26 protein-coding genes are annotated in these 26,771 nt (G+C 43.0%); 15 read left to right on the forward strand and 11 right to left on the reverse strand.

Annotated features, from left to right (window positions below; all coding sequences use genetic code 11):
- Positions 1-40: 40 nt before the first annotated feature.
- The 4 genes from BWX39_RS07735 (at position 41) to BWX39_RS07755 (ending at position 2,566) form a co-directional block, all read left to right on the forward strand.
- Positions 41-526: a DUF1896 domain-containing protein gene (locus tag BWX39_RS07735; protein ID WP_028905472.1), complete on the forward strand. Its 486-nt coding sequence runs from the start codon at positions 41-43 to the stop codon at positions 524-526.
- A 662-nt stretch (positions 527-1,188) separates the two neighbouring features.
- The gene (locus BWX39_RS07745) at positions 1,189-1,458 is read left to right on the forward strand and encodes a helix-turn-helix domain-containing protein (RefSeq protein ID WP_028910938.1); all 270 of its coding nucleotides are present in this window, start codon (positions 1,189-1,191) and stop codon (positions 1,456-1,458) included.
- A gap of 3 nt (positions 1,459-1,461) precedes the next feature.
- Positions 1,462-1,773, forward strand: a complete 312-nt coding sequence (locus BWX39_RS07750) for a helix-turn-helix domain-containing protein (protein ID WP_028905470.1) — start codon at positions 1,462-1,464, stop codon at positions 1,771-1,773.
- Positions 1,774-2,137: 364 nt separating this feature from the next.
- The gene (locus BWX39_RS07755; protein WP_028905469.1) at positions 2,138-2,566 is read left to right on the forward strand and encodes a plasmid mobilization protein; all 429 of its coding nucleotides are present in this window, start codon (positions 2,138-2,140) and stop codon (positions 2,564-2,566) included.
- 7 nt (positions 2,567-2,573) lie between these two features.
- Here the strand turns inward: BWX39_RS07755 and BWX39_RS07760 are convergent, their stop codons facing one another.
- Positions 2,574-3,500 (reverse strand): tyrosine-type recombinase/integrase, encoded by a 927-nt coding sequence (locus tag BWX39_RS07760; RefSeq protein ID WP_028905468.1) that lies wholly within the window; start codon positions 3,498-3,500, stop codon positions 2,574-2,576.
- A gap of 289 nt (positions 3,501-3,789) precedes the next feature.
- On the opposite strand from BWX39_RS07760, the gene BWX39_RS07765 reads away from it, so the two are divergent.
- Both BWX39_RS07765 and BWX39_RS07770 read left to right on the forward strand, forming a co-directional pair.
- A complete protein-coding gene (locus tag BWX39_RS07765) occupies positions 3,790-4,158 on the forward strand; it encodes a restriction endonuclease subunit S (protein WP_244271469.1) in 369 nt (122 codons plus the stop codon).
- A gap of 26 nt (positions 4,159-4,184) precedes the next feature.
- On the forward strand, positions 4,185-4,712 hold the full coding sequence (locus BWX39_RS07770) for a restriction endonuclease subunit S (RefSeq protein WP_244271470.1): 528 nt from the start codon (positions 4,185-4,187) through the stop codon (positions 4,710-4,712).
- A gap of 619 nt (positions 4,713-5,331) precedes the next feature.
- Here the strand turns inward: BWX39_RS07770 and BWX39_RS07780 are convergent.
- The 5 genes from BWX39_RS07780 to BWX39_RS07805 all read right to left on the reverse strand — a co-directional run bounded on the left by BWX39_RS07780 (position 5,332) and on the right by BWX39_RS07805 (position 11,451).
- Positions 5,332-5,826 carry a restriction endonuclease subunit S gene (locus tag BWX39_RS07780; RefSeq protein WP_244271471.1) on the reverse strand — a complete coding sequence of 165 codons (495 nt, stop codon included), beginning with the start codon at positions 5,824-5,826 and terminating at the stop codon, positions 5,332-5,334.
- Between the two features lie 324 nt (positions 5,827-6,150).
- The gene (locus BWX39_RS07790) at positions 6,151-7,704 is read right to left on the reverse strand and encodes a type I restriction-modification system subunit M (protein WP_028905466.1); all 1,554 of its coding nucleotides are present in this window, start codon (positions 7,702-7,704) and stop codon (positions 6,151-6,153) included.
- A gap of 4 nt (positions 7,705-7,708) precedes the next feature.
- On the reverse strand, positions 7,709-8,347 hold the full coding sequence (locus BWX39_RS07795; protein ID WP_028905465.1) for a hypothetical protein: 639 nt from the start codon (positions 8,345-8,347) through the stop codon (positions 7,709-7,711).
- 1 nt (position 8,348) lies between these two features.
- The gene (locus BWX39_RS07800) at positions 8,349-11,192 is read right to left on the reverse strand and encodes a type I restriction endonuclease subunit R (RefSeq protein ID WP_028905464.1); all 2,844 of its coding nucleotides are present in this window, start codon (positions 11,190-11,192) and stop codon (positions 8,349-8,351) included.
- A 40-nt stretch (positions 11,193-11,232) separates the two neighbouring features.
- Positions 11,233-11,451, reverse strand: coding sequence for a helix-turn-helix domain-containing protein (locus tag BWX39_RS07805; RefSeq protein ID WP_028905463.1), 219 nt, complete (start codon positions 11,449-11,451; stop codon positions 11,233-11,235).
- Between the two features lie 486 nt (positions 11,452-11,937).
- On the opposite strand from BWX39_RS07805, the gene BWX39_RS07810 reads away from it, so the two are divergent.
- The 7 genes from BWX39_RS07810 (at position 11,938) to BWX39_RS07840 (ending at position 20,267) form a co-directional block, all read left to right on the forward strand.
- Positions 11,938-13,689, forward strand: coding sequence for a M6 family metalloprotease domain-containing protein (locus BWX39_RS07810; RefSeq protein ID WP_028905462.1), 1,752 nt, complete (start codon positions 11,938-11,940; stop codon positions 13,687-13,689).
- 461 nt (positions 13,690-14,150) lie between these two features.
- Positions 14,151-14,573 carry a PaaI family thioesterase gene (locus tag BWX39_RS07815; RefSeq protein ID WP_014709653.1) on the forward strand — a complete coding sequence of 141 codons (423 nt, stop codon included), beginning with the start codon at positions 14,151-14,153 and terminating at the stop codon, positions 14,571-14,573.
- Positions 14,574-14,588: 15 nt separating this feature from the next.
- The gene (locus tag BWX39_RS07820) at positions 14,589-15,605 is read left to right on the forward strand and encodes an isochorismate synthase (protein ID WP_028905461.1); all 1,017 of its coding nucleotides are present in this window, start codon (positions 14,589-14,591) and stop codon (positions 15,603-15,605) included.
- Positions 15,606-15,620: 15 nt separating this feature from the next.
- On the forward strand, positions 15,621-17,291 hold the full coding sequence (menD, locus tag BWX39_RS07825; protein WP_028905460.1) for a 2-succinyl-5-enolpyruvyl-6-hydroxy-3-cyclohexene-1-carboxylic-acid synthase: 1,671 nt from the start codon (positions 15,621-15,623) through the stop codon (positions 17,289-17,291).
- A 17-nt stretch (positions 17,292-17,308) separates the two neighbouring features.
- Positions 17,309-18,136, forward strand: a complete 828-nt coding sequence (gene menB, locus BWX39_RS07830) for a 1,4-dihydroxy-2-naphthoyl-CoA synthase (protein WP_028905459.1) — start codon at positions 17,309-17,311, stop codon at positions 18,134-18,136.
- A 6-nt stretch (positions 18,137-18,142) separates the two neighbouring features.
- The gene (locus BWX39_RS07835) at positions 18,143-19,180 is read left to right on the forward strand and encodes an o-succinylbenzoate synthase (protein WP_028905458.1); all 1,038 of its coding nucleotides are present in this window, start codon (positions 18,143-18,145) and stop codon (positions 19,178-19,180) included.
- Positions 19,181-19,250: 70 nt separating this feature from the next.
- Positions 19,251-20,267 (forward strand): AMP-binding protein, encoded by a 1,017-nt coding sequence (locus tag BWX39_RS07840; RefSeq protein ID WP_028905457.1) that lies wholly within the window; start codon positions 19,251-19,253, stop codon positions 20,265-20,267.
- Between the two features lie 57 nt (positions 20,268-20,324).
- Here the strand turns inward: BWX39_RS07840 and aroB are convergent, their stop codons facing one another.
- The 4 genes from aroB to BWX39_RS07860 form a co-directional block, all read right to left on the reverse strand.
- Positions 20,325-21,371: a 3-dehydroquinate synthase gene (gene aroB / locus BWX39_RS07845; RefSeq protein WP_028905456.1), complete on the reverse strand. Its 1,047-nt coding sequence runs from the start codon at positions 21,369-21,371 to the stop codon at positions 20,325-20,327.
- Positions 21,372-21,533: 162 nt separating this feature from the next.
- Positions 21,534-21,989 carry a copper resistance protein NlpE N-terminal domain-containing protein gene (locus tag BWX39_RS07850; protein ID WP_014709646.1) on the reverse strand — a complete coding sequence of 152 codons (456 nt, stop codon included), beginning with the start codon at positions 21,987-21,989 and terminating at the stop codon, positions 21,534-21,536.
- 157 nt (positions 21,990-22,146) lie between these two features.
- Positions 22,147-22,332, reverse strand: a complete 186-nt coding sequence (locus tag BWX39_RS07855) for a hypothetical protein (RefSeq protein WP_014709645.1) — start codon at positions 22,330-22,332, stop codon at positions 22,147-22,149.
- A gap of 37 nt (positions 22,333-22,369) precedes the next feature.
- A complete protein-coding gene (locus BWX39_RS07860) occupies positions 22,370-23,551 on the reverse strand; it encodes a phosphoribosylaminoimidazolecarboxamide formyltransferase (RefSeq protein WP_028905455.1) in 1,182 nt (393 codons plus the stop codon).
- A gap of 556 nt (positions 23,552-24,107) precedes the next feature.
- On the opposite strand from BWX39_RS07860, the gene BWX39_RS07865 reads away from it, so the two are divergent.
- Together BWX39_RS07865 and BWX39_RS07870 are read left to right on the forward strand one after the other, a co-directional pair.
- Positions 24,108-24,467, forward strand: a complete 360-nt coding sequence (locus tag BWX39_RS07865) for a hypothetical protein (RefSeq protein WP_028905454.1) — start codon at positions 24,108-24,110, stop codon at positions 24,465-24,467.
- Between the two features lie 233 nt (positions 24,468-24,700).
- A complete protein-coding gene (locus BWX39_RS07870) occupies positions 24,701-25,522 on the forward strand; it encodes a hypothetical protein (protein ID WP_028905453.1) in 822 nt (273 codons plus the stop codon).
- A gap of 487 nt (positions 25,523-26,009) precedes the next feature.
- Here BWX39_RS07870 and BWX39_RS07875 read toward each other — a convergent pair whose 3' ends face one another.
- Complete coding sequence (locus tag BWX39_RS07875; protein ID WP_028905452.1) at positions 26,010-26,702, reverse strand: septal ring lytic transglycosylase RlpA family protein; 693 nt, start codon at positions 26,700-26,702, stop codon at positions 26,010-26,012.
- Positions 26,703-26,771: the final 69 nt, after the last annotated feature.

The following is a 26,771-nucleotide window of genomic DNA, read 5'->3' on the forward strand; positions in this document are numbered from 1 at the left end:
TACCAAACATTTATTATTCACGATTGAAAACCAAACGATTATGAAAGAGAACAACAAACAGGAACTTTCCTACTTTCGGTTGAAATTAAGAAGTTATATGAGTGAGCATCACCCCGAAAGATTGCACGACACGGAGTTTATCACCGCTCGGGCTGATATGGCTCTTACCACCTACTGCGATGCTGTAGTGCAGGGATTCACGCACCCCGAAGCGGAGAGCATAGCAAGTGAGGTATTGTGTCAAGGTTTGCACTTTTCCAAGTACGACACGCTTGTTTCTGTCTTGGAGAACGAGTTTGAGAGGGAACTGCCTGCACCACTCCCTGAGAAGCTTGCACCCATATTGTTGTCGAACAAGGCTGTTCAAGCCACATTCGACAAGTTCGGTTTGACGGACACATTTGCCGCAAGCGGACAATACGACCGTCTTTACACCGAACTCACAGGCACGATAGTGCTGCTCATTGAGAGCAATAATCTGCCAACGGTCAGACTGACGGAGGAAGCAAGTCCGAAGGCGTTGTAAGCAAAGGCACACTCAAAGCCCCTGAAGCCGTTTCTTATCGTGCAAAGGTACAACGGTAGCCTATCTGCCCTGACAAGGTCGAGTCCTGCGGATGGAGAGAAGAATCTCCACCGCAGGATTTTTCTTTTTTATGGCTGTATCGCTATTCCCAATATCCGTGCGGTCGTATTCATCTCTCCCAACCTTGCAGGGCTGGGCTGCCGTAGAGAGTATAGGCACGACAAGAATACGGCATACTCAGGCTCTTTGGACGCAAGGCGTAACAACCAACAACAGATAGGACTGACGATAATACGGACAATCTGTTGTTTGTACAATTTGTTGTCATGACTATCTGTTGTCAAAACTATATATCGTCAAAATAATCTATCGATAAAACTATATATCGACACTTCGATATCTCGATTTGTCGAACTATCGAATTATCGATAAAACAACAAAATAATAAAAGGAACGAACCGGCACCTCATCTCATTACCGCAATAACACAGACGGATCTCCTTTGGTCTTTTCTCTTGTTTTCTCTCTATTTCCCTGCTTATCCTCATTTCTTGCAGCGGTGCTTCCGAGGGTTTACTTTTGCACCCGAGAAGTACGGCAATGGGCTGCATAACAGTTTGTTTGCCGAGCAACAACAAAGTAATCAAAACAAAATTAAGGCAATGAAACTCATTATCATCGACCGCAAAGTGTGGGAGCGACACCACTCCGAATTTGCAGACTTTATCCACAGTATCGAACAACTCATCGGCAATCCGCCCGAAACGGACGAATGGCTCGACAACGAAGCTGTATGTCGCAGACTCGGTATCAGCAAGCGTACCCTGCAATCATACAGAGATACGGGGAAAATCCCTTTCTCAATGATTGGACACAAGTGCTATTACAAGGAGAGTGACATCATGGAGATACTGAACTCAAAAAATGAATAAACTATGGCAGAGAACGAAATCATTACACAGCAAGCCCCTCAGATGCAGATGTTTGCACAACTGATGGAGGGCATCTTAAAGAAACTGGAGCGTTATTGCGCTACCGCCCGTCCGATGCTGGGCGGTGAAGTTTACCTTTCGGGTGAGGAGGTTTGCAGCCAATTACGGCTCAGCACACGCACGCTCCAAGAGTACAGAAACTTAGGAACGCTTCCTTTCTACAAAATCGGAGGGAAGATACTATACAAGCAGAGCGACATACAGACAATGCTTGAAAGGCATTATAATCCAATACCGCAAACAGGTAAGTTATGAGTTAAGTTAAGACATCAGTCGCGACTTAAGTCAAATGGTCAGTTGTGACTTTGGTCAAGAAATTAGTTTCGACCTAAGTTAAAATTAACTTTAGTCAAAAATATGTCAGCTCATAAAGTCAGTAAGTCAAGAAATTAGTCTAAACTTATCTCTTGACTTACTTCTTGAACTTTGAACTCTCGTCTATTAAAAGCACCCCAGAAAGGTTACTTTATGGAACATAACAAACTATCTCTTTCTCTATACTGGCAAGGTGTGTCTTTGTACCACAAATTGACATTTGTACCACAAAGCCCCTTGCCCCAAAAGGGGGATTAAATCACTCCAAAGTCGTGATTAGATAGCAAACAAAACAACTAAGATTATGCCCAAATTAGAAATAGCCAATAACAACCGTTACGGACACCGAAATACCGTAGAAGTGCCACGCTGGGACAGATGGGACACCCGTATGCCAGATGTGAAAGACCAACTGCGAGCCATCGACCTGTACAACAAGTCGGGGGCAGCGAGCAAGTCCGATTTTGTTCGTGCCCGAATACTCGGGGAAAGTTTCAAAGTAATCACAGTAGACAAGTCCGCCGTGGAGTACCACCGCAAGCTCTCCGAACTCACAGCCCAAGTACATAGGGTTGGGACAAACTATAATCAAGTAGTACGTCTGATGCACCTTTATACGGCTGAGAAAAGCGTAAAGGCATTGTTACATGAACTTATCCTACTGACAAAAGAACTCACCATCTTACAAGAGCAGACGGTGAGTTTGACAATTGACTATCGCAAAAAAATGTAGAATAGCATTACTTCCTGAGGTATTTAAGCATCTGCGTAATACAACGCTTCTTCTGTTCCATATTGGGATGGACATAGAGGTTGAGAGTTGTAGTGATGTTCGCATGCCCGAGCAACACACTAACCGTCTTATAGTCACAGTTACTTTCAATGCAGCGTGTGGCGAAACTGTGGCGCAGCCCGTGATACTTCAGCCGGGGAATGTCCAAAAGCTTCATTAACCGATGATAATAGTTTCGATAGGTTCGTGGCTCAGTAGGCTTTTCTTCGTTGGTCAGCACATAGAAATTAACATTTACTACTTTTTTCAGTGGTTTCACCATAGCCAAGAGTTCTTTGGTCATTGGTATCTCACGACAAGAGTTCTTGGTCTTTGGGCTGTTGATGACTAATTCTGTGTGCCTGCGCTCACCTTCTACGATGTAGATACGCTCAATGGTACGGTTTACGGTGATTATACCGCTGTCCGTATTGATGTCCGACCATTTCAAGCCGCATATTTCACCAATCCGCAAGCCTGTGGTTAGACTAATGTAGATGCCAAGGTTGCGAAATGTAAAGTTCTGCCTGATGAAATCGAGAATCTTTTTATGGTGTGCTATTGTCAGCACCTCCATTTCTTTATTGATTCCTGTAGTTGGATACTTGATGTCCCATTCGCAATAGTTCATCCAACCGTTCTTTACTCCGAATTTCATCACCATTTTCAAGACAATGAGAATATCCTTCACCGTTTTAATGCTGAGACCAGCATTAAGTTTTTGTAGCACAAATTCTTGTACAAGTTTTTCACTAAGACTATCACAATCACCAAACGATGAAAGTATGTGATTTTCCAAAACTAACACATAAGCAGCGTATGTGGACTGCTTAACGTAGCGTTGCTTTTCACTTTTCCAAGCCAACGCAATTTCTCTAATTGTTTTTGCTTTCATATTTAATCCTTAATATAGAAAAGTACATAATAATTAGAGAAACGTATTAACTAATGTCCCAAATCTAAGATTTCCGGAGTTTGAGGGGAGTGGGAGAACTGTAAGGTTTCGGAGTTATTGGACTTCTATTCAACAAACTCACTTAGTTGGGATAAATTAGAATATGGCACGAATGCTATTCTAAATCTACATTATGGTTTGATACATGTAGGATTGCCAACAATGGTTGACCTTGATAATGACAAATTGCCTAATATTGTGAGTGGCAACACTCCAAAAACTATGAGCTTTGTCAAGAAGGGATATTGCTTTTGCTGATGCTTCGGAAGATACGAACGAAGTTGCTAAAGCTGTTGAGTTCTATAATCTTAGCGGTAAGAATGTGATTTGTGGATTGCATACTATTCATGGAAGAGACAACCAGCATAAAACCATTGTCGGATATAAAGGGTATGCCTTTTCTTCTAAGGCATTTCATCAACAGATTAGAAGAATTGCACAGGGCACAAAGATATATTCAATTAACAGCAAGAACTTTTCTGAATGTTATATTGGTATTCCTTCAAAAGGAGAACAGAAGAAAATTGCCACGTTGCTTCGGTTAATAGACGAGCGTATTTCTACCCAAAACAAAATCATTGAGGACTTGAAAAACTAAGGTCTACAATTAGTAAGCAGGTATTTGTGCAAATACCTAATGAGTGGAATAGATTAGACACTTTGTTCTCAAAAGGTAAGGCTGGAGGCACTCCAACTTCTACAAATAAAGATTACTATAATGGAGATATACCATTCTTGAGTATTAACGATATAACAAAGCAAGGTAAATATATTAAATACACAGAAAATCATTTGAGTCAAAGCGGATTAGAAAACTCTTCGGCATGGATAATTCCAAAGTATAGTTTAATAATGTCAATGTATGCATCGGTTGGCTTGGTAACTATAAATGAAATACCTATTGCTACAAGTCAAGCAATGTTTGCGATGCAGCTCAAAGACACAAATTTATTGGATTATCTGTATTACTACTTGTCACATTTTAAGTATCGCCACCTTTACAAGTATCTAGAAACAGGGACACAGAGCAATATCAACGCTGATACTGTTCGCAGAATAATGATTCCAAATTATGGACATTCTCGCAATATAGAAATTGCGTCAACATTGAGAAGCATTGATGCAAAATCGACAATGAGTTATCAATATTAGAATTACTCAACAGCCAAAAGCAATATTTGCTCCGTCAGATGTTCATATGAACATCTGACGGAGCAAATATTGCTTTTGTGAATTGTAAGTTTTATAAGTAAATTAGCATTCTCTAATTGAGATTTCAATAAAGAGATAACATGACCTATTTCTTGTTGCTTATTAAGTGAGGGTATTTTGAATACTAACTGTTCAAAAGCTTCATAATTTAAATTTCTTCTAACAATACTTGCCCTTGTTCAGATACCAGCATGTAGTTGTATAAGGCATGATGCGTCTTTAGTAAAGCAGCAACATATTTTTTGTCAAAACCATCTGCTATCGAAAAGACCTTATAGGAGGGTGAAACAATTCCTATATCGAATTTGTCATTGAAATTGATATTTCCCATCCATAAATTTTGGGGCTAAGTACTATATCATGGAGATGAATAATCTTGTACCCTACATTATTATCACTTGCTATATCTTTAGAGAAATAGTCTCGTTGTGAAAATATTCCATTCACAGTAGAACTTAAAATCTCATATTGATTATTTTCTTTGTTCTTTCCGAGCGTTCTATTAACATCTCTTCAATCCGAATAGACATACTATTATCAGCATAGAGTAGTCTATTACTTATTCCTTGATTAGGGATTGCAACTTGTCAATGATTTTGTTTTGGGTAGAGATGCGGTCGTCAAGGAGGGATAGTAACTTGGCAATTTTGTTTTCTTCCTGTATTGATGTTGTAAAAACTGGGAAAGAGGAATATTCTTGCGAGTTGATACCTGGTTGTCCAGAACGTGCAGACATGATAGATACCCATCTCCAATATCTATGTGTATGTAATTGGGAAAACACAAAATAAGGATTGTGCGTTGTTACATTTGCCCTAATCAGGAAACCAGCATAATACAATTTTCCATCGGATTTTCTATAAAGATAAGTTTTACCAGTGCTTGCTCCTGTTCTTGCCAATAGAATGTCTCGCTCCTTTACTAGATAGTTATCCGACAACGTTCCATCTGGTGAAACAATATCTTTGTCATCATAAGTTGATGATGATTCGTCAATATCTGTGATACGAATATATTTGTTTTCCCCATCATAGGATTTCGCAGCAGCGTTCATACCATAATCGAGCCCTGTTGCAATATTCCCAAATGTTGTTTTTTCCCACTCCCCTTGAAACTCGGGAATCTCAGATTTGGGACATTGAGGACTTTTTTATCTTTATTTTCTGCCATAGTCATTATTCTTTAATTTTCTTGATGAGTTCAGTTGCTGCAATGTCATGCATGAGAGTAAAGCCGAACCACTTTTTACCCAAGTCCTTGATAGAAGCTCCAATATGAGGTCGCAATTTGCGACCGATTCAGTTGATTGTCGTTTTGTATTTTCCTTATCTTTCGCCATAACTTCTTATTTTGAAATTATAAATTGAGACCCAATATTTTACATTATTCCCAATTCTTTCAAATAACCTTCAATTTCTTTGTCAAGGTCGGCACGCTTGGCTTCCAGATCCTTGATTTCCTTCATTACGGCATGGATGTCAATAGGTTCTTCCTCCTCGAAAGTATCAACATAACGAGGAATGTTGAGGTTGTAGTTGTTTTCGGCTATCTCCTCCAAAGTGGCAAGGTGGCTGTATTTCTCAATCTCCTTGCGATCACGGTAGGTGTCAACAATCTTCTGTATATGCTGTGGGCGCAGCTTGTTCTGTGTCTTTATCTTCTCAAAATCCTTGCTGGCATCAATGAAGAGAATACTGTCGTCTTCCTTACGGCATTTCTTAAATACCAGAATACAGGTAGGGATGCTTGTGCCATAGAAGATGTTGGCAGGCAGGCCGATGATAGCATCCACATAGTTTTTCTTCTCAATGAGGAAGCGGCGGATTACACCCTCAGCATTTCCACGGAAGAGAACACCATGAGGAGCAACGCAAGCCATAGTTCCACCCTCGTTTAAGTGATAAAGCATGTGGAGTATGAACGCATAATCAGCTGTCTTGCGTGGAGCAAGCCGTCCTGCCTTGCTGAAACGGTCATCATTGTTGAACTTATCAGCAGCACTCCACTCTGCAGAGAACGGAGGGTTGGCAACAACGGCATCAAACTGAGAGTCACCAAAAGCATCAGCTTCGAGTGTGTCGCCATTCTCAATACGGAAGTTGCTGAATTTGATGCCATGAAGGAGCATATTCATGCGGGCAAGATTGTAGGTCGTGGGATTCTTCTCCTGTCCGAATATCTCATTAGCATGTCCTATACTTGCTGCACGGAGCAGTAAAGAGCCGCTACCGCAGGTTGGATCATAAACATTGCGAAGGCGTGCATGGCCGAGGGTTACAATTTCAGCCAAGATACGGCTAACTTCCTGCGGAGTGTAAAACTCACCGGCTTTCTTTCCTGCACCGGCGGCAAACTGGCTGATCATATACTCATAGGCATCGCCAAGAATATCAATCTCTTGTGAAGCCTCCACACCAAAGTCAATATCATCAAGAGCAAGAAGAACGTTGCTTACCAATGTATTCTTGTCATCGGCTGTTTTGCCCAACTTAGGTGAAGCAAGGTCTATGTCAGAAAAGAGTCCACCAAAATCCTCTTCGCTATCCTGTCCAAGCGTGCTGTCCTCTATACGCTTCAATGAACGCTCAAGTATCGGCAGAATATTTTTTTTCTTTTTAATACTCTCAATAACGGATGAGAATAAGAAGCTGGGTTCTATGAAATAGCCAATGTTTTCGATACATTCGGTCTTTACGCTCTCCTGTAGCTCTTCTATATCAGCATCTTTCTCCATTGCCCATAATTCCTTGAACGTGACCTCATCATCCACCAATGCATCATTGGCGTGTTTCTCTATCTTCTCCGACAAATACTTGTAGAAGATAAAGCCAAGGGTGAAATACATGAAGTCACTTGCCGACATATTGCCACGCAGTTTGTTAGCAACTTCCCAAAGTTGGTCACGGAGTTTCTGTTGTAATTCTTCGCTCATATCGTTATTTCTTTTTTTCGATTTTTATGGCATCAGCCAATGTAACTTTATTGACGTTTCCATTTGCCGTGAAATATGAATCACGGTATTTCGTATTTGAATGTTCATCAATAGAAATGACAGCATTCCAATAAGAAACTGGGGTAATGTCACTTCCTGGGTCTAAACAAAAGATTTTTTTTATTTTGTCATTTCGGGTTTCATATCCTATTGCTAACAAAGCGTGTCCGTCAACTTTATTATAATCAACCCCTATCATTAACGGTTTGTTGTCATCAATGCATCTTTTTAATGTTTCTATTGTTTCTTGTCGGCTTGCAATATAATTGCAATCGACAATACTTTTTGCAGCAAATTGCAGTCCGTCTTTTATATCATCGGCAAAACCAAGCCCTTTTCTGATAAGTCCATCTTGCCTTTCAAGAAAATTTCTAATAATACGTCCCTTTGAAGTGGAACGCTTAATATTATTTCCTTCTGTCACCTGTTTGTATGTAAATATGCGCAATATAATCAAATACATCATTAGAGAATATACTGCACAAGCACCATCAAGTTCACCTTGTCGCAGATGAACTTTTGAGGTGCCTCCTAATCTTACACCATCAGGCGTAAGTTCTAATGTATCTATTATTTTAATCATTCTATTCCCAACTAAATGTTCTTATAATAGAACGCAATTTATCGAGTATTCTTGTTAATACCTTGCGTCTTTTTATCAGTCCCAAGTGTTTATCTTTCAATGCCTCTTGTATGATTTCTGGTTGTTCTTTTTGCAAGTAATCATATTCAGACAGGTAATGATTGAGAACCGTTACATCCAAGCCCTCTTCTTTTGCAAGTTTATCTACAGCATTGTTCCGCTCAGTCGTGATATAGTTGTTCAATCGTTCTTCAAGGTCGCTTGTACCATCAGACTGTTGTTTGCGTGCCATAAAGTTGTCTCGGTCATCATCCACATTCTGCTGTATAAAGCCATCAATCAGTTTTGCCTTGTTGCGTAACTCGGCATCTTTAATCATCGTATCAATAATATATGTACGTTTTTCCTTATAATCCACGCTATAAGGATTGAGATCAGCAATCAGTTCAAGTATGTAAGTTACATTGATAATATCACTATGCAACAATTCCAGACAGAAATCAATATCATCAATACCTGACTCTGTTGAAGTTTCCGTGGGCTCTGCATCTTCGTCGGGCATCTGATTCTCTTCTGAAGGACTGCTACCCCCAGCAAATGTATCGTAAATATCAAGGTATTTGCTTCGGAAGTCCATAAACTGCTGCTCTGTCATACCAAGATCTGCAGCATCTTCTTCAAATTCATCGTAAACCTGAATCTCTGCATGTTTCTTAATGACATCACGGAATGCAAGGATAAACAGCTTTTTATCTTTCTCGCTCTGCAGCAAATCTATGCTACTGGGAGTTGGGTATTGTTCTAAGAAGTTTGTCGTAAGTTCCTGATAATTCTTCTTGACTTCATTAAAAGGCGGACGGACAATATCTTCAAGGTTATTGCTGTTGCTGAAAAGCTTGATAGAAGCATCCACATTGCTTTTCAAATCACGGAAGCAAACAATCTTTCCAAAGCGTTTCTTTTCATTCAATACACGGTTTGTACGGCTGAATGCTTGTAACAATCCATGATAATCCATGTTCTTGTCCACATAGAGTGTGTTGAGTTTCTTGCTGTCAAAGCCCGTTAGGAACATACCGACTACCAGACAAAGGTCAAGCGACTTCATGTCTGCTTTCTTTTTCTTCATACGAAGATTGATGTCATCATAATATGCTCGGAAATTCTCTGTTGTAAAACTTGTACCGAACATATCATTGTAATCATCCATAATAGCCTGTAGCTCATCTGCTTCGCCCGTGCTTTCACTCACATAGCTACCAGTGTTCATACCTGTAAGAGCGTCGTCCTGACTGCTGTTGGATGCGTATGTAAACACGGCTCCGATTCTAATTTTGGGATCAAGGCTCTTGAATATTTTATAATATCGAATAAGCGTTGGCACAGACTGCACGGCAAACAAAGCATCAAACTCACCGTCAAATGTTGACTTATTGAAATTATTAAGGATGAACTTGGCAATTTCCGTCATACGATTTTGGTCGGCGTTATCTACATCTGCATTGCCATGATAATATTCTACGAGGAAACCAAGTACATTTTCATCAGCAATAGCATCCTTTATCAGATACTTATGAAGGCAGTTGCCGAAGATTTCCTTTGTGGTGTGCCCATCCACAGCATTCTCAACAAAGATTGGTGTACCTGTAAATCCGAAGATTTGTGTATTGTCGAAAAACCTGACAATATTCTTATGGCAATCTCCGAAATGACTGCGATGACACTCATCAAAAATCATCACAATACGAGAATGACGGATTTCTTCAATCCGATTGCTATACCACTGCTTACTGACAGCAGCATTGAGCTTCTGGATGGTGGTGATGATAATTTTAGAATTTCCATGGAGACGCTTCACAAGTTCATCTGTGTTATCGGTACTGTCAACAGCACCCGGCTCAAATGCCTCATATTCGGATTGCGTCTGTGTATCAAGGTCGTGCCTGTCAACCACAAACATGACTTTATCCACATCGTCCGATTCGGCTACAAGCTGGGCAGCCTTAAATGAAGTAAGCGTTTTTCCGGCACCAGTTGTATGCCATATATAGCCATTGCTATTGGAGTTCTTCACACGGTCAAGTATCTTCTCAACGGCATAAAACTGGTAAGGACGCAACACCATCAGGCATTTATCTCCTTCGTGCAGTACGATATACTTGCCTATTATCTTGCCTAACGTGCATTTATCAAAGAAGTTGGTGGCAAACTTTTCCAGTTCATTGAAAGGGAGATTAGCCGCGTCTGTCCAATTGAACGTGAATTTGTAGCCACTATTCGGGTTGTTAGCAAAATAGCGAGTATTAACGCCATTGGATATGACGAACAACTGGATGTAATCAAACAGACCGTGGAAAGAAGTCTTGTGGTAACGTTGTATCTGGTTGTATGCCTGTTTCAACTCTACCCCCCTACGCTTCAGCTCTATCTGAACCAAAGGTAAACCGTTTATCAGTATCGTCACGTCATAACGACACTTCTTTCTCCCTTCAACTGTAATCTGATGGGAAACCTGAAACTCGTTCTGACACCAGTGGCTGCGGTTCAGGAATTCCACCCACAGGCGTTCTCCGCCATCCAGTTCAAGCGGAAAGAGGTCACGAAGTTTCTTTGCCTTTTCAAAACGTGTGCCACCCTCAAGATAAATCAGGATTTTCTCAAATTCGGCTTCGGTAAACTCGGTGCGTCCGGTTTCTTCCAGTCTCTTCCTGTTATGTTTCTCAAGTTGACTTTTGAAATTTGTCCGGAGATTTTTCTCTTCTTCAATCTGTACATATTCATAGTTCATTTGCTGAAGAGTAGCAATAAGTCCGTCCTCTAGAGCAGCTTCACTTTGTACTGGCATATTTATTATTCTTTAGTTATTATTTGTTTGACATATAAGGTTATTCTTTGGTTGACCTAAGTAATTCTCTCACATCAACCTTTAGCACCTTGGCGATTTCAAGAAGGTTCTCAAGGGACGGCTGCACTTTATTGGAACACCACCGAGAAACGGTATTCTCTGTACGACCTATTTCATTCGCCAGCCATTTGCCAGACAATTGTTTTTCTGCTAAAACAGCTTTAATCCTATTTATCGCCTTTTTCTGTTGATTTATCATTGTATATTGCAGAATACGTAAGTACAAAGATACACTTTTAAGGTTATTTTTCCAAACATAATTAAAAGTAATTGATTTTTCCGTATAAAATTCTTGCTTTAGAATTGTATTTCAGCGGAAAATAATTATCTTTGCACTATAAGATTAAGTGGTCTTTGAAGTAATGCAGAATAAAGAATTGGAAAGAAACGCACTCGTTTCCAAGTCGTAACCCTTTTATCCTTTATTATTTCTTATTCTATTGATTATCTGATAGATACAATATTTTTGAATCTTTTGCGAGCATATTGTCTACATACATAAATGAATAACACCTTCTTAGTCTAACTTCGATAATGGTATAATCTTACATTTCTACTACTTTTATCGGCCTGCTTATTCTTAAAAAATACAAAAAGAGCATAATACAATAAGGAGTTTCCTGAGAAATTTAGTTATATTTGTGCCTCCATTAACAAAATTAAGTAATAATACAATTTATATCAAATGAAAAAAATCTTATTCTCAATGCTTTTGTCGGTAACATTTACACTTCCGACACTTGCAATTCGTCCATTACAAAAGGTATGGACTGTTAAACAAAGCGACAGCACCAGCATCAAGATTCTTGTACATGGTGAAGGTGGTCGTACAGTGTTTTTCACATCACTCGATGGTAAAATCATCGTAAAAGGTGCTGACAACAATTTCTATCACGCAATTATACGCGATGGAGAACTTCACCCTTCAACTTACCTCGCGCACGAAGCGGGCGACCGTACAGCAGAAGAAAAGGCATTCTTGGCCGAAACCAGAACCGAGAAGAATATGCACTTGCTAAAGCCTGTATCTGCACACGCTTCACACAAGGCACCACACAAGGCTATCAGCGCTTCTACTGAAGACGGTTTAGGCGCATTCAACAAGTCGGGTGTGGGCGGTATCAAGAGTATCGGAAAACCTCTCGTGCCTGCCATCATGGTAGAGTTTACAAACAAGAAGTTTCTACAAACGACGACTCCAGAGAAGATGACACGCTATTGCAACGAACCTGGCTACAACGAAGAAAAACTCTGCGTGGGTTCTGTAAAAGACTTCTTCGAATCTCAGAGCCGTGGTATGTTTGTACCAACCTTCGAGATAATAGGCCCTATCAAGGTAGACCACGCCTATTCATACTATGGCAAAAACGAGAACGTTGCACAGTTGCTGAGAGACGTTGTGAAGAAAGCCACAGAACAAGGCATCAGTTTCGACAAGTTCAAAGACCCCACTTCAGGCAAGGTAGAGCTTATCTGCTTGTTCTATGCAGGTCGCGGACAGGCTACCGAAGACCCAAACGACCCTCTTTACGAGAACTATATCTGGCCACAAGAGCAGGACATTGAAGAAAATATAGAAGGCACACACTTCAATTCTTTCTTTGTTGGAAACGAGCTTGACCATTATGGAAAGCTCATGGGTATGGGTATCTTCTGCCACGAATTGGGGCATGCATTGGGCTTGCCAGACTTCTACAACACCAATCCATACGTTACGCTACCTCGCAACCCATTCGGTTTCTGGTCTATCATGGACGCTGGTCCTTACGTGAACCGTGCAAACGCACCAATCGGTTACACAGCTTACGAACGTTCTTACTTAGGCTGGTTGAAGATAAAAGAACTCACAGAACCAGAGACTGTCAAGCTCGACCCAGTGTCAAACAAGGAAGGACAGTTGGCAGCAATCGTACGTTCACCCAACAGTCGTTTGGAGTATTTCATTCTTGAAAACAGAACTTCAGACACTTGGTATCCAAAAGAATACAAAGAAAACAGAGGCGGTGGTTACGAAACATTCACCTTCGGCGATGGCTTGATGTTGAGCCACTATGCTTACGACAAATATACTTGGGCAAGCAACAACGTGAACACCAATGCACAGAAGATGCGTGCATATATGATTCCTGCCGATGGCGAAAAGCTTAACTATAGCGCACACAGAGAAAACCTCTATGGTGTGAACAAGATGAACATCGATAAGCTGACGTTCTACGACAAGACTTCGATTGAAAACGCTGTGCAAGACATCAAGGTTCACGAAGATGGAACCATTACTTTCGGTTACAGACAGCAGCCAAACAGCATTGAAAACATAACCGACAAGACAAAAGAGAGCGTGGGCGACGGCTACTACTACGACTTACAAGGACGCAGAGTGCTGAACCCAACACGCGGTATCTATATCCACAATGGCAAGAAAATCGTGGTGAAGTAAACACCATTAATCTGTAAACACCAAAATCCTCCCTGTCCGATAAACATCGAGCAGGGAGGTTTTTTATTATTGTTACTCTGCAACCTGCTTATGCACGCACTAAAAACAAGGCTGAATTATAACATTGAAATTCAGCCTTTTATCGGCTTTAAAAGCAAGCTGTCGAATTATCTACACGTTGAGAAATATTTACTTACATGTAAATAAATTCTTACTTACACGTAGAAAAATATTTATTTACACGTAAATAATTTGCCGTACTGCCGAAAAACGGCGAACGACAAGCGGTTTAAAGGCTATTTTACAGATGTTTCGGTAAGCTCAAAGTTTTACCGAACGGCAATAGAATTTCATATATTAGTTTCGTTATCTGATAGTTTATTGCTAACTTTGCAGTAGTTAGCTGCTATCAGCTATGAAGTATTAGTCATTAAACACATCTATTTATACATAAAAAAGTAATGAACGTAGACAAGTACAGTGCCCGTTTAGAGAACGAAGAGGGGTTGAGCCGCACCTTGGGTATGCGCTTCATATCAACTCCTGAGCCCGATACACTGATGGCAAAAATGGCTGTTGATGATAGAAACAAGCAGACATTCGGATTCCTTTCGGGTGGTGCCACGTTGGCATTGGCAGAGAATGTGGCAGGCGTAGGGTCTATGGCACTTTGCGACGGCAAAATGGCTTTGGGCATAAACGTAAGCGGAAACCACGTTCAGGCTATGCCCTATGGCGGTACGGTTACGGCTTATGCACGCATTCTGCACCAAGGGCATAAGTTGCACGTATGGCACATAGACGTAAAGAACGATGAAGGAGAACTCATTTCGTCGGTGCAGGTTACGAACTATATCGTTCATTCACAAAAGAAAGAGGAGTAAAGAAGAGTCTTGACTATGCGTTCGTTTGCTATTTACCGATTGCCTTTTGCCGAAGAATGTACAATGTTGGTGCAGCATTCCGCACCTTCAGAGTTGTCGTCGCTTACCGAATTAGACGGCAAGGAAGGCTTTGTAATTGCACCGTTCAGTCCGTCAGCCGATTGTCCCATACTACTTTTGCAGCCCGACGAAGTGCGTACGATGCCTGTAAAGGAGGTGCAGTCTTTAGCAAAAAAGGAAGAAGAAGTAAACGAAAAAGAAGCAGACAGAACCAAATATCACAGAGATTTTGCTGCCTTTCATAAAGAATTAGCAAACAACAAGTTTGCTAAAATAGTGCTCTCGCGTTGTGTGCAGGAGCAAATTTCCCACGATTTACAACCCGAAGAGGTGTTTTGGCAGGCTTGCAAGAAGTATCCACGCCAGTTTGTAGCCCTCTTTTCCACCCCACAATCGGGCATTTGGCTGATGGCAACGCCCGAAATACTGCTCGATGGCAATGGTAAGGAATGGCGGACTATGGCTTTGGCAGGCACAATGCCTTACAATGAGAACGGAGTAGAATGGTCGGCAAAGAACAAGGCAGAGCAACAGTACGTTTCTCTCTATATAAAAAGGTGCTTGGAACGCTGTGCCGATGAGATAAAGGAAGAAGGAGCATACACCACGCAGGCTGCCGATTTGGTGCATCTGCGCACCGACTTCAGTTTCAAGCTACGCCCCGATGCAGCCATAGGACAACTTCTGTCCGACCTTCACCCAACACCTGCGGTTTGCGGAATGCCCAAAGACGAAACAAAGGCATTCATTCTTGCCAACGAATCGAACAAAAGACTTTATTACAGTGGCTTTGCAGGACCGCTAAACCTACAAGGCAACACGCACATTTATGTATCGTTGCGCTGTATGCAGATGCAAACAGGGGTATGCAACCTGTATGCCGGTGGCGGGATACTGAAAGAAAGCACGGAAGAAAGCGAATGGAAAGAAACCGAAGCCAAGCTATCGACAATGCGACAACTACTTCGTTAAAACGCAAAAATAAAGATGTTCAGTAACAAAGAAAACGTAAATATCCTGACGGCGTTGCTCGTTCAGCACGGCATAACGCAGGCTGTGGTGTGCCCTGGTTCGAGAAACTCGCCGCTTGTGCACAATCTTTGTGAATGCAAAGAGATAAAATGCTATCCTGTAACCGATGAGCGTTCGGCAGCATTCTTTGCTTTAGGCGTCGCTATGAGTACCCATTCGCCCGTTGTTATTTGCGTTACGTCGGGGTCGGCACTGCTGAATGTTGCGCCTGCCGTGGCAGAAGCGTATTACCAAAACCTACCTTTGATAGTTGTTTCAGCCGACCGCCCCCAGCAATGGATAGGGCAATCGGACGGACAAACCATGCCACAAGCCAACGCACTCGCTCCGTTTGTACGCAAGAGCGTCCACCTTATCGAACCCAAAACGAAGGAAGAACATTGGTATTGCGACCGTTTGGTAAACGAAGCTCTCATAGAATGCAAGCGATTTGCGTATGCCCCAGTGCATATCAACGTACCAATAAGCGAGCCGTTATTCGATTACAATATGGCAACCTTGCCCACAGAACGACATATTTCTGCAACATCTGTCTGCAACGACAATGCAGCCGTAGCCGATATTGTAACAATGGTGCGACAGGCGCAACGCCCTTTGCTCATCATCGGGCAGGAAGCGTGGGCTGATATGGCAGAAGTGAAGGCGGAATTAGTAAGGTTGCGCCAACGAATCGTGGTGATACAAGACAAGCTTTCCGATGTTACTGACACCGCACCGCAGCTTGTCGATGCGGCAATAGCTATTGCAGAAGACACGGAAGCATTGCGCCCAGACCTTATTATATATATAGGCGGCACGTTGGTGAGCAAGCTGTGCAAACAGTTCTTGCGGAGTTGCACCCCAACAGATTCTATTTTGATAGACCCACGTGGCGATATTCGCGACACATTCACCAACCTTACCGCCATAGTGCAGTGCCAGAGCAATGCTTTCATCAAGGCGTTGGCAAACGGTTTGGAAGATTTTGCCACTTCAAAATTCTATCACGGTTGGCAAAAGGCTTTAAACGATGCCACAACCAGTGCGCAAATGTACGTTCCAGCCTATTCGCAGATGTTGGCAGTGAAGCGTTTTCACACGCTGTTGCAACAGAACAACGATGCCAAAGCATTGGTTTACGGGAACAGTTCGGCAGTTCGCTTGGGCAATTTCTGCTCGTCCGACTATATATTCGTAAACCGTGGGGTAAACGGAATAGAAGGAACGCTCTCCACTGCAGTAGGTATGGCAGCGGCAAACAAAAACAAACGTGTGTTCTGCGTTATAGGCGACTTGAGCTTTTTCTACGACCAGAACGCCTTGTGGAACAGCAATTTGGGCGACAATCTATCCATATTGCTGCTCAACAACAGTGGTGGCGGCATCTTTCGGCAGCTGTCAGGATTGGAAAAATCGGCACACCGAGCTGCGATAATGGGTGCTGGTGCAAGCGTTACCGCCGAAGGTGTATGCCAGACACATAACATAGGCTACCTTTCGGCAACCAATTCGGAAGAGTTGGAAAGTAGTTTGACAGCGTTTCTCAACATCAGAAACACTTCCGTACTATTGGAAGTGTTCACCGATTCCGAAGAAGATGCCAAGGCGTGGAGCACATTTTACAAGCAATTAGAAAAGAAACAATAAATAAAAACAATCATAATATGGCTAACAGAGAATGGAAAACCATCGAAGGTTTCGACTTTAAGGAAATCCTTTTTGAGGAATACAACCACATAGCAAAGATAACAATCAATCGCCCACGCTATCGAAATGCGTTCACACCGCTAACGGTTTGGGAGATTTCGCAGGCGTTTTCGTACTGTCGTGAGGCTTTAAACATTCGTGTAGTGCTACTTACAGGTGCGGGCGACAAGGCCTTTTGCGCAGGTGGCGATATGAATGTGAAGGGTCGTGGCGGCTATGTCGGTGGCGACGGAGTACCCCGTCTGAATGTGTTAGATGTACAAATGCAAATCCGCCGCTTACCCAAGCCAGTCATTGCTATGGTAAACGGCTTCGCAATCGGTGGCGGACACGTGCTCCACGTTATGTGCGACCTAAGCATTGCATCAGAAAATGCAATCTTTGGGCAGACTGGACCAAAGGTAGGTTCGTTCGATGCAGGCTTCGGAGCATCGTATCTTGCACGCATAGTAGGACAGAAGAAGGCACGCGAAATATGGTTCTTGTGCCGTCAATACTCTGCGGCTGAGGCTGAACGTATGGGTTTGGTAAACAAGGTGGTACCTTTCGAAAAGCTCGAAGATGAGTGCGTGGAGTGGGCAGAAACCATGATGGAGCGTTCGCCGTTGGCTTTGCGTATGATAAAAGCAGGACTGAATGCCGAGTTAGACGGTCAGGCGGGCATTCAGGAACTTGCTGGCGATGCCACAATGCTTTATTATACAATGGACGAAGCGCAAGAAGGAGGACGTGCTTTCTTGGAAAAACGCAAGCCAGACTTCGACAAATACCCTCAATTTCCATAAGCAGCAATGCGCAAAATAACGATTACTTCCAAGCTGTTGCACTTTCTTCAGCCTGCAGGAACATCGCGTGGAGTATATAATACACGTCTTAGTTTCTACTTGAAACTTACTTCTGACGAGCAACCCGATGTAGTCGGAGTGGGCGAATGTGCCACGCTGCCCGACCTTTCTTGCGATGCGATGCCACTAAACGAATACGAACGCAAGCTGAGAACGTTCTGCGATGAGTACGAACGCACAGGAGTAATCGATTATGAAGCAATGCGCGCCTATCCATCTATGCTCTTTGGGCTTGAAACGGCAGTGGCGCAGCTCAACGCTAAAGGCAGTTTAAACTTCTTCGATACACCTTTCGGACGTGGCGAAGAAGGCATTCCAATCAATGGTTTGGTATGGATGGGAACGTTCGAGAAAATGTTTGAACGTTTGGAAGCCAAGCTAAAAGCAGGCTTCCGCTGCATAAAGATAAAGATTGGAGCGATTGATTTCGACCGAGAACTGCAACTCATACGCCACATTCGTTCCACTTTCAGCCGCAAAAACGTCGAGTTGAGGGTGGACGCAAATGGCGGTTTCACACCCGAAGAGGCACTTTCGCGAATGGAAGCGTTGGTTCAATACGACATTCATTCCATTGAGCAACCCATAAAGCAGCACCAATGGACGGAAATGGCACGCCTTTGCGCTGCGACACCTTTACCAATAGGGCTCGACGAAGAACTGATTGGGGTGAACGAAAGGCAGAAAAAGATTGAATTATTAGACACTATCCGTCCTCAATACATTATTTTGAAACCCAGTTTGCACGGCGGAATGGCTGGAACGGAGGAGTGGATACAACTCGCTCGTGAAAGAAACATCGGCTCTTGGATTACTTCTGCCCTCGAAAGCAACGTTGGTCTTAACGCCATAGCGCAACTAACAGCAAGCATTTACGGCACAAACATACGCCACGCTCAAGGTTTAGGCACGGGACAACTGTTCGCCGACAACATAGAAATGCCTTTAAAAGTTCTCGGCGACAAGCTTTGGATAGTGCAATAACCGCATAATTGAGCATAAACAGATAAGAAAGAAGGGCTTGACAGTGGGACTTTAAAACAAGAAAACAGCAATGACTTTAGAGCAATTTCTTAGCGAATGGCACAGCGAAGACCCCACTTTGCTTGTTCATACGAGTGGTTCGACAGGGCAGCCGAAGCCGTTGCGTGTCGAAAAAGCACGTATGCTGAACTCTGCACGCATCACTTGCGACTTTCTCAAGCTACGCCCCAACGATACAGCCTTGCTGTGTATGCCACTTGATTACATTGCTGGGAAGATGGTTGTGGTACGTAGCATAGAGCGAAAGCTGCGTCTGCTGAGCGTGAAACCATCAGGAAACCCACTTTCCGATGCTTCGCTTGCTCAGCTTTCAAACCCCGATGAGCCTATTACCTTTGCAGCAATGGTGCCTTTGCAGGTATTCAACACACTGCAAAACAGCAAGGAACGCAAACGATTGCAGCGCATTCGCCATTTAATAATAGGTGGTGGAAGCATCGACAATGAACTTTCTGCACAGCTAAAAGACTTCCCAAACGCGGTATGGAGCACTTACGGTATGACGGAAACACTATCGCACATTGCCCTTCGTCGCTTAAACGGAAGCGAACGTAGCGATTGGTACATGCCATTCGACGGCGTGGAGGTGTCGCTGAACGACGATGGCTGTCTCGTAATTAATGCGCCAGCCGTCTGTTCACAACATTTGGAGACCAACGACATAGCCGAATTGCGCCTGACAGAGGCAGGACGAACCGAGTTCCGTATATTAGGACGCAAAGACAACACTATCAATACGGGCGGAATAAAGGTGCAAATGGAGGAAGTGGAACAGGCATTGCGCCCTCATCTCGCTGTTCCATTCGTGATAACGAAGCGTAAAAACAAGAAGTTTGGTGAAGAAATAGTACTCCTGACCGAAGCTAATGACTTGGAAGAAGTACGTGCCGCCTGTGTGAAAGCATTGCCACGATACTGGCAACCTGCGCATTATCAGCACACAGAACAACTTCCAACCACCGAAACAGGTAAGATTGCCCGTGCAAAAGCCTTGCAAATGGTAGACCAACCCAGCGATATGGAATAACCCCACTTGGGCAAAAGCGTTGCAAGCAACCTACAACCCAATCTCCAAAGCCCAGCTCTACCCCTCTCTTAAAAAGTCTAAGGCTTCTTTTATCTCGTCTTCTGTCGCTGTCTGATTGATGGAAATCCTGCCCAAATCTTGCAATAAAGTAAAGTTAATCGTGCTGCTCACATTCTTTTTATCATGCTTCATAAGGTCGATTAACGCATCGTAGTCGTTACAGGAAATAGCAAATTCTCCATAATTAGCTTTGATAAAATTAACCGTTTTCCGCATTATATCAGTCGGAAAACCTTGTTTTACAACCGAAAGATAAAGCTCGCAGACAATTCCGTATGCCACTACATAGCCGTGAAGAATAGGTTCTCGCGTCATTGCCCACGCTTCAAAGCTATGCCCAAACGTATGTCCGAAGTTCAAAGCCTTCCTTATATGCTTCTCGTGGGGGTCTTGTTCCACTATCTTTTCTTTTATTCCGACACTCTCTTTCAGCATTTCGGCAAGCTGTCGTAAGTCGAACGTATCGATGTCGAAAGCCAATAGCATTGCCAATGCTCCCTTTTCGGCTATCAATGCGTGCTTCAGCATTTCGGCATAACCGCTCAACAGATTTTCACGGTCGAGCGTTTGCAGCCACATCGTGTCGATAATAACAGATTCAGCCTGGCAGAACACCCCTATTTCGTTCTTCAAACCACCGAAGTTAATGCCTGTCTTGCCACCCACACTCGCATCTACCATAGCCAACAGCGTGGTGGGCACGTTGATGAAACAGATGCCACGCTTAAACGTAGCAGCTGCAAAGCCACCAAGGTCGGTTACCATTCCACCGCCAAGATTGATAAGCAGCGAGTGGCGAGTGGCTTTCTCTGCCTGCAAAATCGTCCAAACGTGGGTGAGCGAAGCAAAGTCTTTGTTGGCATCGGAACTCGGAATAGTAATCAGCTGCGCACCTTTAAGACAATCAAAGTCTTTAATTCTGTTGTAACACACACGGGCAGTGGTGTCGTCGGCAAGGACAAACACCTTGTCGGGATTGCATTTTGCAATGGCTTCTGAAAGACTTTGCTCGAACTGATGAGTAAAAACAACTTGCTGCTCCATAGTTTTTCTTGTTCTAAGTGCTTACAAATATAGTGTTTTTCTTTTTATCTGCGATGGTTTTAAACCGATTTTTAGCACGCTACCCTGCATAAACTAAATGGGAAACAATGTTCCTTTCGGTTCATTGTTTCCCATTTTTATTTCTTTTCCTATCAGGATTGATTATCTAACCAACTTCAAATCGTAGTTGAGTTCCTTTGTTACGCTCTCTTCCAACTCTTCGTTTACCATACGGAGAGTAGAGTCGTTTGCTTGGAGGAAGTAAACTGCGCCGTCCTTACCAGTAGCAAACTTATAAGCTACTTTCTTTGCACCGTTTACGTCTTTCTCTATTTTCTCTGCGTTACCGCTGTAGTTGCTCACCTTGTCCTTGCCGTTTTCAGCTTCAAGATAGGTTTCCTTCATACTGAAACCATTGGTGCTGTCAGCTGCCAATGCTATTTCGTAACGAATGCCAGGACCGTCAGCTGCTGCTACTACACCTTCGTAGTGCATAGTGTCTGCTGCTACTTCTGTCTGTGCTGTATCACCTGCCTTTGCTTCGGCATCTGCTTTCCCTTTTTGCTGGCATGCTACCATTGTGGCGCAAGCTGCCATTAAAACGAATACTTTCTTCATTTTTTACCTTTTTATAAATTAACGATGCAAAGATAAGCGATAACTTTTTATATCGTCAAAGTATTTGTGTTAAATTCTTCTAATCTTATAAAAGTTATAGCAAACAACCGCCAATACAGCCGATATGCCTGGTCACTACACAATATTTATATATGGCTTACTTGTTGCGATTGGCACGTTGCTGACGGTATTTCGCCTTCTGCTTGGCACTGCCAGAGCCGTGTGCCCCCGTTATATACTTCTTTTTCTTGGCTTTGGTCTTCACTTTTCCGTCGTCTACCTTTGGTTTTGGCGCACCTCGGAAAACCATTCCGCTTTCAATTATCTCGTCTATTTCGCTCATATCGTTTGCTTTTAGGTTGGTTCAGAACATTCTTTCATCAATGGTGGAACAAGCGTACGCCTGTAAATGCCATTGCTATGCCATACTTGTCGCAGGTGTCTATAACGTGGTCGTCGCGTATGCTGCCGCCTGCTTGCGCAATATACTCCACCCCACTCTTATGCGCACGTTCTATATTGTCGCCGAAAGGGAAGAATGCGTCAGAGCCCAATGCCACCTTCGTGTTCTGCGAAAGCCACGCCTTGCGCTCGTCTGTGGTCAGCGGTTCGGGCTTTTCGGTAAAGAACAGTTGCCACGTGCCTTCCTGCAAGAGGTCTTCGTATTCGTCGGAAATATAGATGTTGATAGAGTTGTCGCGGTCGGCACGGCGTATTCCTTCCTTGAAAGGCAGGTTCATCACCTTGGGACACTGTCGCAACCACCACTCATCAGCCTTGCTTCCTGCCAGTCGTGTGCAGTGAATGCGGCTCTGCTGCCCTGCCCCGATGCCGATAGCCTGTCCGTCTTTCACGTAGCATACAGAGTTGCTCTGTGTATATTTCAATGTTATGAGCGCAATAATGAGGTCGCGTTTCGCCTCTTCGGTAAAGGTCTTATTCTTAGTTGGCATATTCTCGAACAGCTTTGGGTCGTCGAGTTTTATCTCGTTGCGCCCCTGTTCGAAGGTTATGCCAAACACCTGCTTGCGTTCTATCGGCGCAGGCTGATAGTTTGGGTCTATCTTGATAACGTTATAATTGCCTTTGCGCTTCGTTCTGAATATTTCGAGGGCCTCTGGTGTGTAGTCGGGAGCTATCACGCCGTCGCTCACCTCGCGGTTGATGAGTCGGGCAGTAGCCTCGTCGCAAGTGTCGCTCAAAGCGCAGAAGTCGCCATACGAACACATACGGTCGGCACCTCTCGCACGAGCGTAAGCCGAAGCAAGGGGCGTAAGTTCAAAGTCAATATCGTCTACGAAGTAAATCTTCTTCAGCGTGTCGCTAAGTGGCAAACCTACGGCTGCACCAGCAGGGCTGACGTGCTTGAACGATGCTGCGGCAGGCAAGCCCGTAGCGGCTTTCAGTTCCTTGACAAGTTGCCAACTGTTGAGTGCATCGAGGAAGTTGATGTAGCCTGGGCGACCGTTCAGCACTTCGATAGGCAGTTCTCCTTCGTCCATAAAAATGCGCGAAGGTTTCTGATTGGGATTGCAACCATACTTGAGTTCCAATTCTTTCATATTGCTTATGGTGTATGTGTGTGTATAGACTTTTATTACAGCTGCAAAGATAGACAAATAAAATGAGATTTTAAGCTATCGTTCTATATTTTTCGACCTCGTTCTTTTAATATTCAGAAGTCTGATTGCCAACAGAATAAAACTTGCAATAATCGGCAACCACAGTGTCCAAGCGTCATCTACGTGTAAATTCGGCAATGTTTCCCCTATGCGTTTTCCTGCTCTTTTCCAATGTTTTACGTTGTTTTTACAACAACACGACAAATTATTTACGTGTAAATAAATATTTTTCTACACGTAAATAATAATTTCCATACACGTAAATAAATATTTCTTTACGTGTAAGTAATTCGGCTGACAACAATTTTTGTGGGTATAAGCCTATATGAACGCAAGAAAAAGGGTACGACAGCAAGCAGGCAATTATATTCTGCTGAAAGGGGCAACGGCAACTAAGAAACAGCAAAGAATATTGAAATAATTATAAAATATAGTGGTAAGGTCTGAAATTATGCTTATCTTTGCAGAAGATATACATTGAATAAAAAACGCTAATATGAAAAAATATTTTAAGATTGGTATGTTGTTGGTGGGCTTTTTGTTTGTCCAATCGACAATTGCGTCTGCACAATGCCCTATAAAAGAACAGATTATGGGCAGCGGCGACGAAGACAGTGGCTCGGAACAAGCAAGCCACACATTGATAATTTATTACGACAAGGCGAAAGGCGACAAGGCTTTGATGAAGGCGATTGAAAAGAAGGACTGTGTGATACTGAACGAACACAAGAACTTGAACAGAGTTACGATTAAGACTCCGCAAGGCTGGGACATCGAGAAAGCGGTGGCTTACTTCAACAAAGTAAAAGGCGTTACGGCAGTAAACAGAAATGGTATAAGTTTGCTGAACAGATAAACTGCGGTTACAACATAAATAATAAAAGTCAGACAACAACGCTTTTTCGCATTGTTGCCTGACTTTTGCTTATTGGTTTACCACCACATTGTTACGTTGCAATGGCACGCTGCCACGCACATCGTGCGAAGGTGTTCATCATTTTAGGGAAATTCCCCTTCTTTGGTAGGGATTTTATCTTTTTGCATTCGCTGTTTTGTTCTATCTTTGCATTATCAAACAAAAGATAAGATATGAAGAAGATAGTAGTATTAGGAGTTGCTACAACTCTCTTGTTAAGCAGTTGCGATACTTATATGCGCCACACCTATGCAGGCGCATCGTTGGGTGGCGTGCTCGGCAGTGCGGTAGGCGGCATAGCAGGAGGCGCACGTGGCTCTGATATAGGTACAATTATCGGAATGGTAGGCGGTGCAGCCGTAGGGTCAGCAATGGACGCCAATGAACAGAAAAAGACCGAAGAGGCTGTTCGCGAGCATTACGAACGGGTGCAACGAAACAAAGCAAGGGGGCACAATCCTTACAGACAGCAGGATTTTGAAGCACAAACGGGAGATGAAAGTGGCTTTGACGGTACGAATTCGGGCGACGACCGACTCTACGATTTGCAAATGGGGGCTGGCGATTATCCTACCGAAATGGAGGCGAACCCCATGGAATTTAGCAACGAAGCAAGCGTTGAACGGCTCACACAGATTACAAAAGAAATGCCGAATATAGAAGTAGGCAACTTGGTATTTACGGATAACAATGGAAACAATATACTGTCGCGTGGCGAAGTGGGACAGATTGCTTTTGAAATACACAACAGAGGCACTCAACCGATTAGCAATTTGTACCCAACAATAACCGAAGCAACAAACTCAAACCGCTTCAGAATAAGTCCGACAACACGCATCGACGTGCTGATGCCAGGCGAAACGGTAAGATACACAGCTACGATAGTGGCAGACAGGAAGGTAAAAACAGGAGAATATAGCTTTGCCATTGCAATATTGAAGGATAACAGAAGCATAGCAAGAGTAACAGAACTACGTCTGAAGACGCAAAAATAGGAAGAAACAATATACGATAATTGGAAAAAGAGAAAAGGATAAAAAGGTCGGAAGACGCAAAATAAGAAAAGGCAAAATACCACTACAACCGACTAAATAACTCAAGGTAGGCGCATCGGAAACGGTGCGTCTTTTTTCGTTTCTGCGCTTTATTATGTTTATGAAAGACTTTATTCGGTATGGGTTGGAGGGCTGCAGACGGTTTATAATGGCAATTTAGTAAATCTGTAATACTGCTTTGGTAAATCTACAAAGCTGCTTTACTGAATCCATAATGTTGCTTTGGCAAATCAACAATACCGATTTGCTGAAGCTATCATAACATCTTAATAAATCGACAGCAACGCTTTGTTGAATCTATAACATCACTTTAGTAAACCGATAACAACGCTTTGCCGATTCTATAATCCCTCATCTCGCTGAATAAAGAAAACTTATGCTATCGGCAAACAGTCGCTTTTGGTGCATTGAGCGATACACATTGGCATTATTCAAACAAGCTGGTTATGCCCTTCTTTACGTTTTTAAAGAAGTTCGTCCAACTCTTTGAATTTGTTTTTTGTTGTGTCGGACGTTTGTTCTCGACAGGCTTCTGTGCTGGTTTAGTGTTGTTGTTCGCCTTTGTCGGTGGCGTTACAGTGTGCGTATTCTTCTTTGGTTGCAACGAAGTTTTTACCTTTCGTTCTATCGTCTTCGGCTTATCGTCCTTGCCTTGCGCCTCCCATTCAGGTATAAACTCGTAGCAAACACCAGCAAAACCATACTCCACCTCTGGCATCTTCAAGCTATTCTCCTCCGCTGCATAAGGTATTTCGGTTTCTTTTGGCAGCACTTCCACTTTAATATAAGCCACCCCACTGGCTATCATACCTATTTCTCGGGCTGCTGCATACGATAAATCGACGATTCTGCCATGCGAATAAGGGCCTCGGTCGGTAACTCGTACCTCTACTTCTTTACCATTCTTGGTATTCGTAACCCTTAGTCGAGTGCCGAAAGGCAATGTTCGATGCGCACACGTAAAGTCGTTTCGGTCGTATCGTTCGCCATTGCTCATTTTCCGACCATGCAGGTCGTTACTATAATAAGAGGCTTTACCACTCGACTGTGCTGAACACTCTGTCGAGGCGGTAAAGCCCATTATTGTTGTTATTAAAAGGAGATTTCCGATTTTATTCATATAAATATGCGTTTGTATTCGTCCTCCCCTTCCGTAAATATCTATTTCCCTTTTCCCACAAACAGCGTG

Source organism: Prevotella intermedia ATCC 25611 = DSM 20706, from assembly GCF_001953955.1.
Classification (GTDB): Bacteria; Bacteroidota; Bacteroidia; order Bacteroidales; family Bacteroidaceae; genus Prevotella; species Prevotella intermedia.

Bases quoted from the DNA above. Each gene is read 5' to 3' on its own strand.
- BWX39_RS07780 (WP_244271471.1), bottom strand. From the start codon at position 5,826: ATGAACGCTGCTGCGAAATCCTATGATGGGGAAAACAAATATATTCGT.
- BWX39_RS07745 (WP_028910938.1), top strand. From the start codon at position 1,189: ATGAAACTCATTATCATCGACCGCAAAGTGTGGGAGCGACACCACTCC.
- BWX39_RS07840 (WP_028905457.1), top strand. From the start codon at position 19,251: ATGACTTTAGAGCAATTTCTTAGCGAATGGCACAGCGAAGACCCCACT.
- BWX39_RS07790 (WP_028905466.1), bottom strand. From the start codon at position 7,704: ATGAGCGAAGAATTACAACAGAAACTCCGTGACCAACTTTGGGAAGTT.
- menD (WP_028905460.1), top strand. From the start codon at position 15,621: ATGTTCAGTAACAAAGAAAACGTAAATATCCTGACGGCGTTGCTCGTT.
- menB (WP_028905459.1), top strand. From the start codon at position 17,309: ATGGCTAACAGAGAATGGAAAACCATCGAAGGTTTCGACTTTAAGGAA.
- BWX39_RS07800 (WP_028905464.1), bottom strand. From the start codon at position 11,192: ATGCCAGTACAAAGTGAAGCTGCTCTAGAGGACGGACTTATTGCTACT.
- BWX39_RS07735 (WP_028905472.1), top strand. From the start codon at position 41: ATGAAAGAGAACAACAAACAGGAACTTTCCTACTTTCGGTTGAAATTA.
- BWX39_RS07760 (WP_028905468.1), bottom strand. From the start codon at position 3,500: ATGAAAGCAAAAACAATTAGAGAAATTGCGTTGGCTTGGAAAAGTGAA.
- BWX39_RS07820 (WP_028905461.1), top strand. From the start codon at position 14,589: ATGCGTTCGTTTGCTATTTACCGATTGCCTTTTGCCGAAGAATGTACA.
- BWX39_RS07875 (WP_028905452.1), bottom strand. From the start codon at position 26,702: ATGAATAAAATCGGAAATCTCCTTTTAATAACAACAATAATGGGCTTT.
- BWX39_RS07755 (WP_028905469.1), top strand. From the start codon at position 2,138: ATGCCCAAATTAGAAATAGCCAATAACAACCGTTACGGACACCGAAAT.
- BWX39_RS07835 (WP_028905458.1), top strand. From the start codon at position 18,143: ATGCGCAAAATAACGATTACTTCCAAGCTGTTGCACTTTCTTCAGCCT.
- BWX39_RS07865 (WP_028905454.1), top strand. From the start codon at position 24,108: ATGAAAAAATATTTTAAGATTGGTATGTTGTTGGTGGGCTTTTTGTTT.
- BWX39_RS07810 (WP_028905462.1), top strand. From the start codon at position 11,938: ATGAAAAAAATCTTATTCTCAATGCTTTTGTCGGTAACATTTACACTT.
- BWX39_RS07870 (WP_028905453.1), top strand. From the start codon at position 24,701: ATGAAGAAGATAGTAGTATTAGGAGTTGCTACAACTCTCTTGTTAAGC.
- BWX39_RS07750 (WP_028905470.1), top strand. From the start codon at position 1,462: ATGGCAGAGAACGAAATCATTACACAGCAAGCCCCTCAGATGCAGATG.
- BWX39_RS07815 (WP_014709653.1), top strand. From the start codon at position 14,151: ATGAACGTAGACAAGTACAGTGCCCGTTTAGAGAACGAAGAGGGGTTG.
- BWX39_RS07850 (WP_014709646.1), bottom strand. From the start codon at position 21,989: ATGAAGAAAGTATTCGTTTTAATGGCAGCTTGCGCCACAATGGTAGCA.
- BWX39_RS07855 (WP_014709645.1), bottom strand. From the start codon at position 22,332: ATGAGCGAAATAGACGAGATAATTGAAAGCGGAATGGTTTTCCGAGGT.
- BWX39_RS07805 (WP_028905463.1), bottom strand. From the start codon at position 11,451: ATGATAAATCAACAGAAAAAGGCGATAAATAGGATTAAAGCTGTTTTA.
- aroB (WP_028905456.1), bottom strand. From the start codon at position 21,371: ATGGAGCAGCAAGTTGTTTTTACTCATCAGTTCGAGCAAAGTCTTTCA.
- BWX39_RS07795 (WP_028905465.1), bottom strand. From the start codon at position 8,347: ATGATTAAAATAATAGATACATTAGAACTTACGCCTGATGGTGTAAGA.
- BWX39_RS07860 (WP_028905455.1), bottom strand. From the start codon at position 23,551: ATGAAAGAATTGGAACTCAAGTATGGTTGCAATCCCAATCAGAAACCT.